Annotated in this window: 14 protein-coding genes; 3 read left to right on the top strand and 11 right to left on the bottom strand. The window is 40.3% G+C overall.

Annotation, left to right across the window (positions count from 1 at the left end; genetic code table 11):
- Positions 1-126: 126 nt before the first annotated feature.
- The 11 genes from fliL to H4J65_RS06055 form a co-directional block, all read right to left on the bottom strand.
- The gene (gene fliL / locus H4J65_RS06105; RefSeq protein ID WP_182134808.1) at positions 127-660 is read right to left on the bottom strand and encodes a flagellar basal body-associated protein FliL; all 534 of its coding nucleotides are present in this window, start codon (positions 658-660) and stop codon (positions 127-129) included.
- A gap of 101 nt (positions 661-761) precedes the next feature.
- Complete coding sequence (locus H4J65_RS06100) at positions 762-2279, bottom strand: flagellar hook-length control protein FliK (RefSeq protein ID WP_182196773.1); 1518 nt, start codon at positions 2277-2279, stop codon at positions 762-764.
- A gap of 285 nt (positions 2280-2564) precedes the next feature.
- The gene (fliJ, locus tag H4J65_RS06095) at positions 2565-2999 is read right to left on the bottom strand and encodes a flagellar export protein FliJ (protein WP_182196768.1); all 435 of its coding nucleotides are present in this window, start codon (positions 2997-2999) and stop codon (positions 2565-2567) included.
- Positions 3000-3027: 28 nt separating this feature from the next.
- Positions 3028-4383 carry a flagellar protein export ATPase FliI gene (gene fliI, locus H4J65_RS06090; RefSeq protein WP_182196764.1) on the bottom strand — a complete coding sequence of 452 codons (1356 nt, stop codon included), beginning with the start codon at positions 4381-4383 and terminating at the stop codon, positions 3028-3030.
- A gap of 189 nt (positions 4384-4572) precedes the next feature.
- Positions 4573-5367: a flagellar assembly protein FliH gene (fliH, locus tag H4J65_RS06085; protein ID WP_259367544.1), complete on the bottom strand. Its 795-nt coding sequence runs from the start codon at positions 5365-5367 to the stop codon at positions 4573-4575.
- 24 nt (positions 5368-5391) lie between these two features.
- Complete coding sequence (gene fliG, locus H4J65_RS06080) at positions 5392-6444, bottom strand: flagellar motor switch protein FliG (RefSeq protein WP_182182836.1); 1053 nt, start codon at positions 6442-6444, stop codon at positions 5392-5394.
- Positions 6437-8158, bottom strand: a complete 1722-nt coding sequence (gene fliF, locus H4J65_RS06075) for a flagellar basal-body MS-ring/collar protein FliF (RefSeq protein ID WP_182196760.1) — start codon at positions 8156-8158, stop codon at positions 6437-6439. The genes fliG and fliF overlap by 8 nt, the downstream gene beginning before the upstream one ends.
- Positions 8159-8205: 47 nt before the next feature.
- On the bottom strand, positions 8206-8550 hold the full coding sequence (gene fliE / locus H4J65_RS06070; RefSeq protein ID WP_182134796.1) for a flagellar hook-basal body complex protein FliE: 345 nt from the start codon (positions 8548-8550) through the stop codon (positions 8206-8208).
- Between the two features lie 271 nt (positions 8551-8821).
- Complete coding sequence (locus tag H4J65_RS06065; RefSeq protein ID WP_182196756.1) at positions 8822-10162, bottom strand: sigma-54 dependent transcriptional regulator; 1341 nt, start codon at positions 10160-10162, stop codon at positions 8822-8824.
- Positions 10149-11357: a PAS domain-containing sensor histidine kinase gene (locus tag H4J65_RS06060; protein WP_182196753.1), complete on the bottom strand. Its 1209-nt coding sequence runs from the start codon at positions 11355-11357 to the stop codon at positions 10149-10151. The genes H4J65_RS06065 and H4J65_RS06060 overlap by 14 nt, the downstream gene beginning before the upstream one ends.
- Positions 11358-11697: 340 nt before the next feature.
- Complete coding sequence (locus H4J65_RS06055) at positions 11698-13182, bottom strand: sigma-54 dependent transcriptional regulator (protein ID WP_182196750.1); 1485 nt, start codon at positions 13180-13182, stop codon at positions 11698-11700.
- Between the two features lie 444 nt (positions 13183-13626).
- Here H4J65_RS06055 and H4J65_RS06050 point away from each other — a divergent pair, with 444 nt between their 5' ends.
- From H4J65_RS06050 to H4J65_RS06040, 3 genes are all read left to right on the top strand, one after another.
- On the top strand, positions 13627-13911 hold the full coding sequence (locus H4J65_RS06050) for a hypothetical protein (protein WP_182196747.1): 285 nt from the start codon (positions 13627-13629) through the stop codon (positions 13909-13911).
- 71 nt (positions 13912-13982) lie between these two features.
- The gene (gene fliS, locus H4J65_RS06045) at positions 13983-14381 is read left to right on the top strand and encodes a flagellar export chaperone FliS (RefSeq protein ID WP_182182822.1); all 399 of its coding nucleotides are present in this window, start codon (positions 13983-13985) and stop codon (positions 14379-14381) included.
- Positions 14381-14821 carry a hypothetical protein gene (locus tag H4J65_RS06040; protein WP_182196742.1) on the top strand — a complete coding sequence of 147 codons (441 nt, stop codon included), beginning with the start codon at positions 14381-14383 and terminating at the stop codon, positions 14819-14821. Before fliS ends, H4J65_RS06040 begins: the two co-directional genes overlap by 1 nt.
- The last annotated feature ends 194 nt before the right edge of the window (positions 14822-15015 follow it).

The raw sequence follows: 15015 nt of genomic DNA, 5'->3' as shown, positions 1-15015 counted from the left end.
CTTGTTAGTTTAGTTACACTGTTCACAAACCATAGCCGTTAACTTAAGCAAAAGTTTAATCAAAAATTCAATCAAAAGCTTCAATCAACCAAGCAATCTATTCGCGGCTATTTTTCTTCAAAGGAATTACTGCATGACAAAGCCGGTAAAGAGTACTTTTTCAACCACTGTACTCCCTTCAATTTCAGTCATTACTTTCTGAACTGCTACTAAAGACTTTTGCTTTAAAGCTACTTTTCCTGCACTTGTTGCTAGATCATCAGCATTCGACTTTGAGAAAACACCTAACAAGGCACTTTCAATTAAGGGTACATGTTTTTTAGCGATTTCTTCATTTTCAGCGCCTCGCACCAACAACTGTACACGAATTTCAACAAAGCGATCGCGAGCGATTCCAGGTACATTAAAGCGAAAATGTCTTGGCATAGGCACATACAAAGCTGAGCCAAGTTGAGCACCTACGACTTTTACCGCTTCATTTTCAGCGCCTGTGTCTAAAGCCGCATCGATCTCAGCTTGTGAAATGTCATTATCACCACCAAAGATAAAAAACGCAGCCGCACCGCCAGCAATAGCCAAAACGGCAACAATGGCGATAATGATAATCAACTTTTTCTTCTTACCTGGGTTATCCAGCTTAAGTTCTTTTTCGTCTGCCATGGTTTCTACCTGTGAAAAGTTTTTATATCTATTGTTAAACTATATCGTTGAATAGCTGCTAATCCAAAGGGTTTATCAAGTATTGTCAGTGTATTCATGAATTAAGCATAGTAATCGATACCGGTTGACGAAGCTTTGAGCACATTCACTATTGCGTTATCATTTTCACTGAAACTGTCTTCAGCCGACTGGGCATTTTGACCCTTGTTAGACTGGCTGTCAAAACCATCACCATCTTGCTCTTTTGCTTCGCGCTGTTCGATATTTGCCTCCCCAACATCAACACCACTTTCAGCTAACATATCGCGTAACTTGCCCATATTTTGCTCTAAAGCCTCTCTTGCTTGCTGGTTTTGCACCACAAATTGCACCGCGGCTTGCTCATTTTGTAAATTCACTCGCACATGAATATTACCCATCTCTGGTGGGTCAAGTTGAATTTCCACTTGTTGAATTTTTTGGTTGATCATCACCATCACTTTATCTTTAACAGCATCGGCAAAATCTTTACGGTAAATAGCAATAGTCTCAGTCTGCATAGTGGCAAATGATTTTTGTGTTGAGACAGTATTTGTCGTTAATTGATTTACCGTACTTTCAAAACTTTGCTCTTGCTGGGCAGCTAACTCCGCAGCACTTGTCAGCGGCTTGGCTTGATCAACTAATGTTTGATTAAACACTGACGCCACTTTGTCAACTTGTGGTGTTAGCTTGTCGCCCTCAGTTTTAGCGGTTTTTTGTGCCTCGAGCATGGCACTGGCTAATTTATCAACGTCTTCATTTACCGCTGTTTTCTGATTAGTATCAAGTTTTGTATCCGTAACCGATGTTGATACCACAGTAGCTGTACTTTGATTAACAAGATGAGTTTTTGCGGCTTCGATATCGCTACCAGGTTTAAATTCACTCGCTTTATCGCTGGCACTATTTTGCAATGCGCTATTGTTAGTTATTTGGTCAACATCTTGGGTTTTATCTACGCCAGCATTGCCTTCTTCATTTAATGCTTTTATACCTGCTTGCTTTGCCATTAGCTCGGCATCATCAATGCTAGCTTGCTCACTCGTTAAGGACGTTGTGCCGTCAGTGGTTGTTTGCATATAGCCTGATTTAACGCCGCCCGGCAATGCCCCTTCAGCAGTATTATTTGCTGCAGATTTTGTCAACAATTGCTCTGCACCACTTAACATTTTTAATAAATCAACCGCGTCATCATTTTCAACATTGCTCGCTAAGTCACTTTGGGTTTGAGCTTGATGTTCAGTTTGAGTTTGAAAGCCAAGATAGGATTTTAGCTCAGCGTTTGGCGCAGAGAGATATTTGGCATCGTCTATCGGTAAAGGCACGGGTAAAGTATGATCATCTTCAACTTCATTGCCCTTGGCTAAACGCTCGCTTTTTAAAGCCTGTTGGTGTTGTTCTGCCGCTTTAGAGACAAAATTGCCATATGGCTCAGTATTTTGCTCTGACTCTTCCGCTTTTTTTCTTAAATAGTGTTGCTCCATCGCATCATTAAATGCGTTGCTTTTAGCTTGACTTTTTATTGACGACCCACCTTTAGCACCAGGGGTGTCAAGGCTTTGGCCAGCATCAGTAGACAATATATTCATTTGAGACATAACAGACCTTTCTTAAATGTAGACTTAAGCACAATTTAATAAATTATTTCTATTGTTAATTAAGCAATATTCATTCCAAAAATAATTTTCAAGAGAGAAGGCAGTATGATCCTGCTTGTCTCTACCTGTGACCAAATCGTGCCGCTCTAATAGGCAGTTCAGCGCTAAAGATTAAAGTGAACTAAATATAAAAGCATCAATAACAAGCCTTGAGTTTGAATCTTGATGCTGATGGGGTTTACTCAAGTACTTAATCTATTGTTTCTATTATTAAAATGGCAGAGTTTAGCGGCGGCGGCGAACAAATTGTTGTGTCGCCATTTCATCAAACATTTTTTGTTCTTTTTTATTCGCGACTAATTGCAGGGCAGCAAGCTTTTTATTACGTAGTAATTCTACCGCTTGTATTTTTTGCCTTTGCTCTAACCATTGTTTTTTTCGCGTATCAACTAATGCTTTAGCTTGATGAACCGCAACTTTAACCTGTTGAGAGGCGTTATCTAGTTTCGCGATAAAAGCATGAAAATGGCTATATGTTGCACTATCAATACCCTCGATTGAACGCTGATTAAGCCGGCGCATATATTCTAAACGATAATCGCTAACACTTTTTAAACGCGCTTTGTTTTGTTCATAATCGACCTCTGCGACTTGTAATGCTTGTGAGGCTTTTTGTTCTTTATCAAGTTCATACTTATGTAAGGTGTTCAACTGTTTCATCGGTTTAGTGACCTATTCGTTATTGTGTCTACTGATTTTTATTGGCATGAGCTTGCGCTGCCGCTAATACTTCCTGCAGCTGAGTTAAACTTTGATCATAAGGAATAATTTCAAGCGTTTTTTGCTGCAAAAAAAATTGAATCACGGGTTGCAAGTCAATCGATTGATCTATTCTTGGATCCGTCCCTCTGCTGTAGGCGCCAATGGCAATCAAGTCTTTATTTTCTTGATATAAGGCATAAATCTGCCGTAGTTGCCTAGCAAGTTGCTGATGTTCTTGGCTGGTTACCATCGGCATAACTCGACTAATTGAGCCTTCAATATCAACCGCTGGATAATGCCCGGCATCAGCTAATTTTCGAGACAAAACAATATGACCGTCTAAAATGGCACGGGCAGCATCAGCAATTGGGTCTTGTAAATCATCACCTTCGGTTAATACAGTAAAAAATGCACTGATTGAACCTTGGCCGTCCCCGCCATTGCCGGCTCGCTCAACGAGTTGGGGTAATTTAGAGAAAACTGATGGCGGATAACCTTTCGTTGCCGGTGGCTCGCCTACCGCTAGTGCTATTTCGCGCTGCGCTTGTGCATAACGGGTCAGTGAATCTACCAGCAATAAAACATTTAAACCTTGGTCACGAAAGTATTCGCTGATCTGCACTGCGGTTTCACAGCCCTTAAGCCGCATTAACGCTGAATTATCGGCCGGTGCTGCCACCACCACAGAACGCGCACGACCTTCTTCACCCAAAATTTCTTCAATAAATTCTTTAACTTCTCGTCCACGCTCGCCAATTAAACCCACTACAATAACATCAGCGTTTGTGCCACGTGTCATCATACCTAACAGCACACTTTTACCAACACCTGAGCCCGCAAACAAGCCCATTCGTTGCCCAACACCAACGGTTAGAAAACTGTTAATCGAGCGCACTCCAACATCTAGAGGCTCTGTAATGGCTCGTCGTGATAGAGGATTGATCGGTGAACTGTCATATTGATAACTATCAGATGCTTTAATCGGCCCTTTACCGTCAAGCGGTTTGCCAACACCGTCAATAACTCTGCCTAACAAGTCCATTGATAAGGGTAAACGTGCTTTAGTCGATAAAGGCACGACTCGTGCGCCAGGTAATACCCCTTGCAAGCTTTGTTCTGGCATTAAAAATGTTATATCTTGGGCAAAGCCAACAATTTCTGCAATCAGCTCGCCTTGTGAGGTTTCCACCAAACATTGGCTACCAACCGCGGCTTTAACGCCAACCGCTTCTAAAGTTAACCCCACCACACGCACTAAACGCCCGGCAACAGAGACACTGTGCGGGTGAATAAATTTTTCACTATTTTTTAAACGTTCAGTTATGCGATTTATATCAACCATAGAAATTTTTACGCTTATTGATAAAGTTTAACAGGACAATATTTGTCGTTAGATAGTTAAGGTGTCTCGGGTTTATTTTTGTAAGTTTCATGACTTATTTTTTATTGAGATTCGTTTTATTGATATAATTTTCTTGATATAAGGTTTATTGATATAAGTTTTTTGATATATAGCTTATTGATGTAAAGCTTATTGATGTAAAGCTTCTAGCAAAAACGAGTCCAAAACCTCATTCAAACGTGATTTAACACTCAGATCAATATTAGAAGTGCTGTTTTCAATTTGACAACTCCCGGGGCTTAATTGTGGCGCAGCCAATAAGCGCCAACCTTGTTCTTGAATATGTGCTGCACCAAATTGTTCTTCTACCAATTTAATGTCTGTGGGATGCAATAAAATTTGGGTTTGAGACTCTTGTGCCGGTAAGGCTTTAATACCTTCAGCGATAGCCGATAATAAAATATCTGGGTTAGTTTTCGCTTCATGCTTAGTCACCGCTTGAGTTAGTTGCACGACTAACTGTAATAGTTGCGCTTCAACATTTTTTTCAACATTAAGCAAAGGCTGATGTAATTGGTCTAATAGGGTTTGCATTGCCGCGATTTGTTGTTCGCTGGTTTCTTTACCTTCGGCTAAACCTTGTATCACACCTTCTTCACTACCTGAAATAAGACCCGCTTCATGACCACTGGTTTTACCTTCATCAAAACCTTTAGCAAAACCGTCTGCTTTTCCCTCACTAAAGCCTTCTTCAAATGCGGCTTGACGAATGTCTTCCATGTCTTGTGCCGTTAACGGCACAGGCTCATTCACTTCTGTCTCTTCTGGTGGCTCATAACGCCAGTTCATTGGCTGGCCTAAGGCATTAGTTTTATTAACCTTTGTATCTTCGTCTGGTTGCACATTAGGTGCTGACCAGGTATCAACCTTTTCAATTTTTTTTTCCGCCATCGCCCCAGTGCTTGGCTCAGAATCTGCTGCCATTAGGTTACACTCTCTGATGTTTGATTATAAGAATTCATCGCCGCCACCGCCGCCGCCTAACATAATTTCACCGGCATCAGATAATCGATGTGCAACCGCCAAAATTTCTTTTTGCGCGGCTTCAACTTCACTAATGCGTACTGGCCCCATCACTTCAAGATCATCCGCTAGCATTTCTGCAGCACGTTTAGACATATTGGCCATAATTTTTTCTTTTAAGGCTTCATCAGCACCTTTTATTGCTTTCATGAGCGCATCTTGCTGAACTTCTCTTAAAATGGCTTGGATACCTCGGTCGTCAACATCGGCAAGGTTTTCAAAGACAAACATAAGGTCTTGTATTTGCTGACTCATTTCTTCGTCATGTTCGCGAATTGAAGTCATCAACATACCTTCAACATTATTGTCTAAATAGTTCATGATGTCTGCAGCCGCTTTCAAGCCGCCCATTTTCGCGGCTTGTGCACCCGCTTGACCGGCAAATTGTTTTTCCATGATCTCATTTAATTCTTGCAATGCCGCGGGTTGAACTTCTTCTAAATTAGCAATACGCATCATAAGATCCAAGCGCACTTTGTCGGCGAATTGGGTCAGTATTTCTGCTGATTGATCCGGTTCAAGGTAAGATAAAACGATGGTTTGAATTTGAGGATGTTCATTACGAATAATGTTCGCCACTTGCTTTGAGTCCATCCATTTCAAAGAATCAAGGCCCTTAGCACCACCACCTTTGACAATTTGATCGATAAGATTACCGGCTTTATCTTCGCCTAATGCTGCGGTTAATGCTTTGCGGACAAACTCTTCACTTTTGAAACCAATAGTAGAAAAATTTTGAATTTCGTTAATAAATAACTTATGCACGGCGGTAATTTTTTGTTGAGTAAAATCTTCCATACCGGCCATGATCATACCCACTTTTTGCACTTGCTTCGGCTCTAAGTGTTTTAGTATCTGTGCCGCATCTTCTTCTGAAAGACTCAACAATAAAATCGCGGCTTTTTCAGCGCCGTCAAGTTTATTGACGTCATAGCCAGACGATTGTTGCTCTGCTAGTTCTTGATTTTCATCACTCATTTTCGGTTAACCAACTTTTAACGACTTGCGATGATAATTCTGGCTCGTTTGCCACTAAGGCCCGTACCGCTTTTAATATATCGCCATCGCGATGTAAATCAGGCAATTGTAAACTACCATCAGGAGCAAAGCCAATTGAGCCAGCATCAAAGTCAGATGATAACATGTCCATGGTTTCATCACCCAAATCAACATGACTATCAAGCGACTTATCACCGTAGTCACTCGGGGTTTTTTCGGGATGAATTAGGCGTTTTAACATCGGACGCACCACGGCAATAAACAAGATAGCAATTAAGATAACCGCCCCAAGCAATTTTGCATATTTATAAATAGTAGGATCTTTCCACCATGCTAGTGGCGCCACGGCTATAATTTCTGGGCGAGAAAACGGTAAAGTAACCACCTCTAATGAATCACCACGTTGTAAGTTAAAACCAATACTGCCTTGCAATAAACGACGAATATTAGCCATTTCTTGTACAGAGCGTGGTGTTGGTACAGGTTCACCTTCAGCATTTAACTCAGACAAGTAATCTAAGGCAACAGAGACACTAATGCGATGAATAACGCCGGTTTGTTGTTTGGTGTAGCTAATAGCCTCGTCGAGTTCATAATTACGTGTCGACTCTGTATGCTTACGACCCGGCATGGTTTGCTGTTGAGCATTGCCCGTAGCATCTTCGGGAATATTACTGTCCAGCGGGGGTTGATTCGTTAACGCACCTGGAATACCACCGAGTAAACCACCAATGGTATTATCTTCAACTTTCATTTCGCTACGCAAAGCTGGTAAATCTGAATTATAACGCCGCTGAGTTTCTTCAGTATTGGTAAAGTCCATGGCCACGTCAACTTGGGCGGTAAAGTTGCCTAAACCTACAACGGGAATTAAGATCGAATCAATCTTATCCATGTATTCTGCTTCGCGTTTTTGTTCAATTTCGAATTCTTTACGTGAGCGTGACGACACAGAATCTTGTGAGCCAGAATTTAATAAACGACCATTTTGGTCGGTCACCGTGACCCGATTCGGCGATAAACTTTGCACGGCTGATCCGACAATATCTACTACAGCGTCAACTTCTTCTTCAGATAACAGGCGGCCACGACTCAAGGTCAGTACCACAGTAGCTGACGGATTTTTTTCACGTTTAGCGAAAACATTTTCACGTGGAATGGCTAATAAAACTCGAGCGCGTGAAATAGATTTTAACTCTTCAATGGTGCGGGCAAGTTGCTGCTCTCTAGAATGCTTTAAACGTTCAGTTTCAAGCCGTTGACTCACACCAAAACCCATATCTTGCATAAGAATTTCGCTGCCCTCAGAAGGCGCATCACTTAGGCCGCCACGAGCTAGCATCAACTTAACATCTTGGTATTGGTCACTTTCTACCGATATTGTGTTGTTTTCTTGGCGGTATTCAACTTGCTTGCTGTCCAGAAAATCCATGGTTTTAATTAATTGCTCGGTGGGCAATTTAGTTAAAAAACGATATTCTGCTTCATTGGCTAGCATAATAACAAACACAGCAATCGCGAAACAAATCGCTAGCGCAATCACTATGGTCATTTGACGTAGAAAATCAACATTACCCATAGCCGCGGCTAAACCTGACTTTTGTTCACCAACATCATCTGAACTATCGTTGGCGACTAAGTCATTGTTACTATCTGCCACCGTTAAATTTGTGTTGTTTGTTGAATCTGCCACTTACTTCTCTCCGCGTCACTATCGTTTTATGCTTAACCACTGAGCCGTTATACGGGCATGCTCATAATTTCTTTATAAGCTTCAACAAACTTATTACGCACCTGAACGGTCGCATCGAAAGCAATACCTGCCTTTGACGCCGAAATCATGGTGTCAGCCAAAGTAACACTGCGATCGCCAAGTTCAAAAGCGGTACGCTTAGCACCCGCATCTTGTTGTAGCTCATTGACATTATTAACGGCATCTTTTAATAAGCTACCAAAGTCACTACCGGCTTTGCTCACCGGTGGTGTGCCCATGCCATTTGCTTCACCTATGGGTAGTTTATTACCCATAGCTTCCATCGACATGCTTTGCATTTGAGCGTATAAAGAATTAGTTTTAATATCCATGGCTATCTCGCTTTCGTCAATTTCTTGTTACTTAATGTTACCTAAGGTTAAAGCAAGCATAGTGCCAAGCTAAATAATATCGCAAAATATTGAAAAAATCACCTGATAAAAAAGCTAGAATGTCTTTTGAAATCTTTAAAAAGACTTTAAAATCAGATAGAAACTAAAAATAAATAAATATCGTAAATATAAATAAATAATTAATGAAACGAAAAAAACGACGTTAATGCGTCGTTTTTTTGTTACAAACAGGTACTAAGCCTATTTTTTCTTAAAGTGGGATATTAATACCACTATCACGCATACGCGCAATTTTATAACGTAAGGTGCGTGGACTAATACCTAAACGCTCGGCCACATCTTTACGACTACCGCGACAAGCATGCAAAGTGTCCAGTATTATTTGATGTTCTTGTAATTTAAGTTCACTGCCGAGTTTGTCATTTTTTTCCGCGTTTACTGCCTCACTTGCTACCTTGGGTGTTTCAAAGTCATCGATCAATAAATCATTCGCATCAATGCAACGATCACTTTGTAAAATTAACGCCCGTTGAATAACATTGTCTAACTCTCGCACATTACCAGGCCAGTCGTAAGCCAGTAATTTACTACGCGCGGCGGCGGTGAATTCAGGAATAACATTACCGTCTTTTTGACAAATACGGCTAATAAGATGGGTCGCCAAGGGTAGAATATCATCACGACGTTCATTAAGTGGCAACCAGGTTAATGGGAATACATTCAGTCGATAATATAAGTCTTCTCTAAAAATACCACTTTGCACAGCGGCTTTTAAATCGCGATTACTGGTGGCTATCACTCTAACATCTAAGCTGATGGTTTTACGTCCACCTATGCGTTCTACTTCTCGCTCTTGCAACACGCGTAAAATTTTGGCTTGTAAACTTAAGTCCATTTCGGTTATTTCATCAAGTAAAATAGTGCCACCTTGCGCTTGTTCAAACTTACCCGGACAAGCTTGAATAGCGCCAGTAAAAGCGCCTTTTTCATAACCAAATAAAGTGGCTTCAAGCATATTTTCAGGAATAGCAGCGCAGTTAATCGCCACAAAAGGCGCTTGGCTACGTGGTGAGTAATTGTGAATATATTGTGCCAGCACTTCTTTACCTGAGCCACTAGGTCCCAAAACCATCACAGAGGCGTCAGTATTTGCCACTTTTTTGGCGAGATTTAATAACTCAAGACTTTGCGCATCAGCCACAATAGGGTCGCCACCATCATTGACTTGTAACGGCACATACTGACTGACCATATTCAGTAAAACTTCTGGCGCAAAGGGTTTTGCCATATAATTGCGAGCACCGTCTCGCATGGCCTGTACGGCATCATCAATAGTGCCATAGGCGGTCATGATCAATACTGGCAATTTTGGATAGTTATGGCGAATACTTTTCAATAACGACAGTCCTGACATGCCGCCCATTTGTACATCACTCACCACTAAATCGACGTTATGCGACTTAAGTTTTATCAGTGCGTCTTCACCTGAGTCTACGGCTAAACATTGATAGCCCGCCAACAGCAAAGTATCAACCAGTGCCTCTCTCAGTCCGGCGTCATCTTCAACAACCATTATTTTACTTGTGCTCATGACTAAGCTCCTTAGACAAAAATGCCTCATTTTCATGCTCAGTCAATGCCGCCTTAGTCTCTTCACTGACCAGTAAGGGTATTTTCATACAAAAATGTGCCCCTTCACCTGGCTGACTTAACAAGCTCACTTCACCTTGGTGTGCATTAGTGACAGATTTTACCACCGCTAGGCCTAAACCTGTGCCTTGGCTTCTTGAGGTATAAAAAGGTTCGAATATTTTATCGGCTAGCTCGCCACTAATGCCCGGACCATTATCACGCACACTAATGTAGGCATATTCGCCCTGACAGTAAGCACTAATGTTGATAACGGCATCGGCTTTAATGACAGATAAACTATTGTGTATTAAGTTTTGAATTGCCCCCGACAAGGCACTCACATTGCCTAAAATCTCGCAGCCTTGTTGGCAAAAATGCAAATTAACTTTTGCGCCAGCTTGACTCACTTGCGGCTCAATGACTTGCTTGGCTTGCTCAATCAGTTGGTTAATATTAACCGGTTCAACAACCGCTTTACTGCCACTTTTAGCAAACAACAGCATGTCATTAACTTGCTGCTCTAAGTCATGTAGACGTAACATTAATTTGTCTTGAAAATTACCCCGTGCCTCTTGGCTGAGTTTTTTATTGCGTAGATTAGCGCCATATAGCATGGCAGCCGATAATGGTGTACGAATTTGATGAGCCAATTTTGACACCATACGCCCTAAAGACGATAGTCGCTGTAATTGGCCAAGCTTATCTTGTAAAAGTCGCGTTTCGGTTAAATCAGTGATCATGATCAACTGCCCAGGTTGGCCACCTAAAGTGGTAATTTCTAATTTTACCCGGCGACCGTCATTTAACGAAACCTCGTGCCAATCATCAGCGCGGGGTTTAAAAGAGCGTTTAATTACACCAAACCAAGGTTGACCCAAAATGGGTTCATCAAGCAAACGTTTAGCGCTGTCATTAATTTTCACCACAATACCGTTGCCATCAAGCATGATCATCCCCGTTGGCATAACATCAATAACGTGTTGCAGTTGTTTGTTTTGTTGACGTAAGTACGCCAATTCACCCGCGTAGTTTTCGCTTTCTAGTCGATTGGATTGCTCGCGTTTAAAACTAACCTCATCAAATGAAGTTACTACACGATTCAGCGCAGAATGGGCTGAAGAAGAATTGGTCGATGTCGAATAGGCAAGTGCCATAATATTTTACCCGAGTAAAGAAGTACACCCGAACAAAGCATTAAGTATGCCAACCAATTAAACTCATATTATTCAGTAATTAAAGCACATTATTTCGATTAAAACTGGCTGTCAATAAAATGGCTAACATCATAAAACCGTTAAAAAAATACTGAACGCCGATCTAAGATCGCTATTACCATGTCTATTTAACAATGGGTATTTAACTGACTTTATTGGCTGTGCTAAAAAGTAAAACGCCCTTGAAATAATTATTATTTCAAGGGCGTTTTACGCAATTAAGTTAACAAAGCAACGCTAACTTGTCTTGCTGTTACCTAGCGCTTATGGCCGTGAATAATTAGCTTACTTTCTGGAGATTATATTTACGCATTTTTTCCACCAAGGTAGTACGGCGCATACCTAAAAGCTCAGCTGAACGAGCAACAACCCAATCATTTTTACCTAAGGCTTGGTTAATCAAGGAAATTTCTAAATCAGCTAAATACTCTTTTAGGTTCAGACCATTATTTGGTAAAACATCAAGGATATTGCCACTATCAGCGCTCGCATCTGCTGAGCTAGTTTGTGCCATAGCCTCCTCTTCATCTTCATCGTCATAATCAGCACCTGAAAACATTTCATTAATTGCTTCACGTTCTTGTAACTCTTCAGGATATTCAGGTTGATAGTCATCTATATCTAAGTGTTGATACTTCAACGGTAGTTGTCCAACATTCACCACCTGCTCGCCATACATAATAATCATACGTTCAATTAAATTGGAGAGTTCTCTCACATTACCGGCCCAGGTATGCTCTTTTAACGATTCAATCGCTTGTTCCGTAAAGCGCACTGACTGCCCTTGCTCAGCAGAAAATCGTGAAATAAGCTCTTGCAACAAGAGTGGAATATCTTCTTTTCGCTCTCTTAGCGACGGAGTTTCGATAGGGAAAACATTTAATCGATAGTAAAGGTCTTCACGAAAATGATTAGTTTTAATCATGTCTTCTAAATGTTGATGTGTCGCCGCCACAATTCGAACATTAGCTTTTAAACTTTTAGCGCCACCTACCCGTTCAAAGGTTCGTTCTTGTAATACACGTAATAATTTTACTTGCATGGGTTGTGGCATATCACCAATTTCATCCAGAAAGAGTGTGCCGCCTTCCGCCATTTCAAAACGACCTTTGCGCGTAGAAATAGCGCCGGTAAATGCCCCTTTTTCATGGCCAAACAGCTCACTTTCTAATAAATCAGCGGGAATAGCACCACAATTAACTGGCACAAATGGCCCTTTACTTCGCTCTGACAAGTTATGAATATTTCGCGCAACCACCTCTTTACCTGTGCCCGACTCACCTAAAATCAAGACACTGGCCGAAGTAGAGGCCACTTGTTCAATTAAAAATCGTACCTCTTGCATTGCACTACTCGTACCCACCAAAGAGCGAAATAAAGAGTTTGGACGATTAAAACCACGTTTTGACGGCAGGTTATTATGGTATTGGTGACTATGGTGCACTAACTCGGTCAATTGTGCATAATTTAGCGGTCTGGTTAATTCACCAATGACATTGACATAACCACTCAATTGTTTTTTATCAATAACATCGTGATAAATAAAAGGGTAGGTTGGCTGAGATTTAATAATATTTTGTAACTTTTCAGAAACGTCTCCACATAAAATAATGGTCAGAACATTCGGCACTTCAGCTAGATATTGATCAATTTCTTCTTCAGCAAAAACATGAAAATACTCGCCGACAAAAGCTAAAACTGTTTCTATTTGATGACGTCTTGTCGCATCATTATCGACAACTAAAATATATTTTTTTTCTTGCATTTTTTGCCTTTGTATTGGTTGACTTCACGTTAGCTTATCTTGCGCTTTTTGATCTTACGCAAGAGCCTAACAAGTCATTTATTATTATAAGCTGCCGCCATTATTCACTTGCTGTCATGATTAATCAACAATAAATTGACACTTGTCTGTCATTTTATTGTCAGTTAAAGTAAAAGAGAAGCCAGCCGATACAGGGTAAGTAACGAAAATAGCTTATGGTTAATACTCACATGCACACAAGTAAAAAAGGTCCTATTAAGGCCATGTCAAAAAAACAACAACTAAGCTTACCTATAATCACTTGAATGATCTTTATATTTAAACAAGCAGATAATTGCTTATATTTCATTACAATACTGTTTTTTTTAAGTCTAAATCAAAAGTGGCATGAAATAAGCTTGTCTGAGCAACACGATTAGAAATAAAATTTAATAGGAATATTCGATGTTAATTATTAACGGTACAGCTGAGCTTATGAAAGATAATGGCAGCTTTCAAAAAGGCGACAGATACGAGTTCAATATGTTCTCAGTAAATATGCCGCTAGAAGATCAACTTGTGCAGATAGAAGACTATTTAGTAACACGCGGTTGGGACAATATTGAAGTGGCCGATAATGGCATAGTTGCAGACCCTAAAGCCATTGAGCACGGTGTGTTACTCGCCGCTTACGAAAAAGCTAAAAGCGAAGGTTTTGCTGTCACCATTAATAACCAAGCTTTACTATAATTTATAATATTCAATTTTAAATCTAATGTATTTTAGTATAATAGATTATTGTCTTACAGTTGGAGATATCTATGATTCACGCGTCATTAAAGAAATATCAACAAGTTAACAAAAGTACCGCTCAACAAGCGTCACCTTATCAATTGGTCGCCATGTTATTTCAAAAATTACTTGATAACATTGCCACTGCTAAAGGCGCTATTACCCAAAAAAATTACGCTAAAAAAGGCACTGAGATTTCAAATGCCATTTCCATTATAGGTGTTTTAGAGGCTTCACTTGATTTTAAACAAGGTGGAGAAATATCAAATAATTTAGCGTCTATCTACGTTTATTGCTCAGAACAATTACTAGCCGCTAGCGTAAGTAATGATATTGATAAACTCAATGAAATTGCTCAAATATTAATCCCTATTAAGTCAGGCTGGGATAATATACCCCTTGATACTCAACAAGAAGTAAGCTTCTAGTGGCTTTAACAGCCATTGAAAATTTAGCTGATATTATTGAGGTATCTAAACTGCTCCTTAAGCATTTAGATACCGCAGATATTCAGGTTCAGAGTGAGAATGAAACAAATAGTAGAGTAGAGAGTGAAATAGAGGGTGGAATAGGCAGTGTAAGAGATAATAAAAAGTCGATTGCAGAGTCAACCAGCCATGATAACAGCGAGCAAATTAATACAGCAAAGCTGCTTAAATTGATCAAGAACAGAGAAGAGAAAATTTATCAGTTATTCGAGCACTTTAGCCCAGAAGAATTACAATTGCATCTTGCACAACTGCAAACTATGGCGGCACTAGACAGCCAACTTATTGAAAAAGTAAATCGTACTCAACAGTCAGCTAAGTCAGAAATATTGACCTTAAAGAAAAACAAAAAGGCGATAAATCTCTATCAAAAACTGTAAAGACAATCATAGATAATACTATTATTACCATGCCACCTTTTCTTAACTGATCAACAACATAATACCTGTTGCAGGGGTTTGTTGTTCTATCAGCATAATCCCCCGCTTAACAGTTGACGGACTAAAGTCCGACCTACAAAACAATTGCCCAAGGCTATATTTTCACTCGAAGTCACTATGTAGGTTTGATGTAG

The organism is Colwellia sp. MB02u-9, from assembly GCF_014077085.1.
Lineage (GTDB): Bacteria > Pseudomonadota > Gammaproteobacteria > Enterobacterales > Alteromonadaceae > Cognaticolwellia.
The sequence above is the reverse complement of the archived record's forward strand: the minus strand, read 5'-3'. Positions and strand labels throughout refer to the sequence as shown.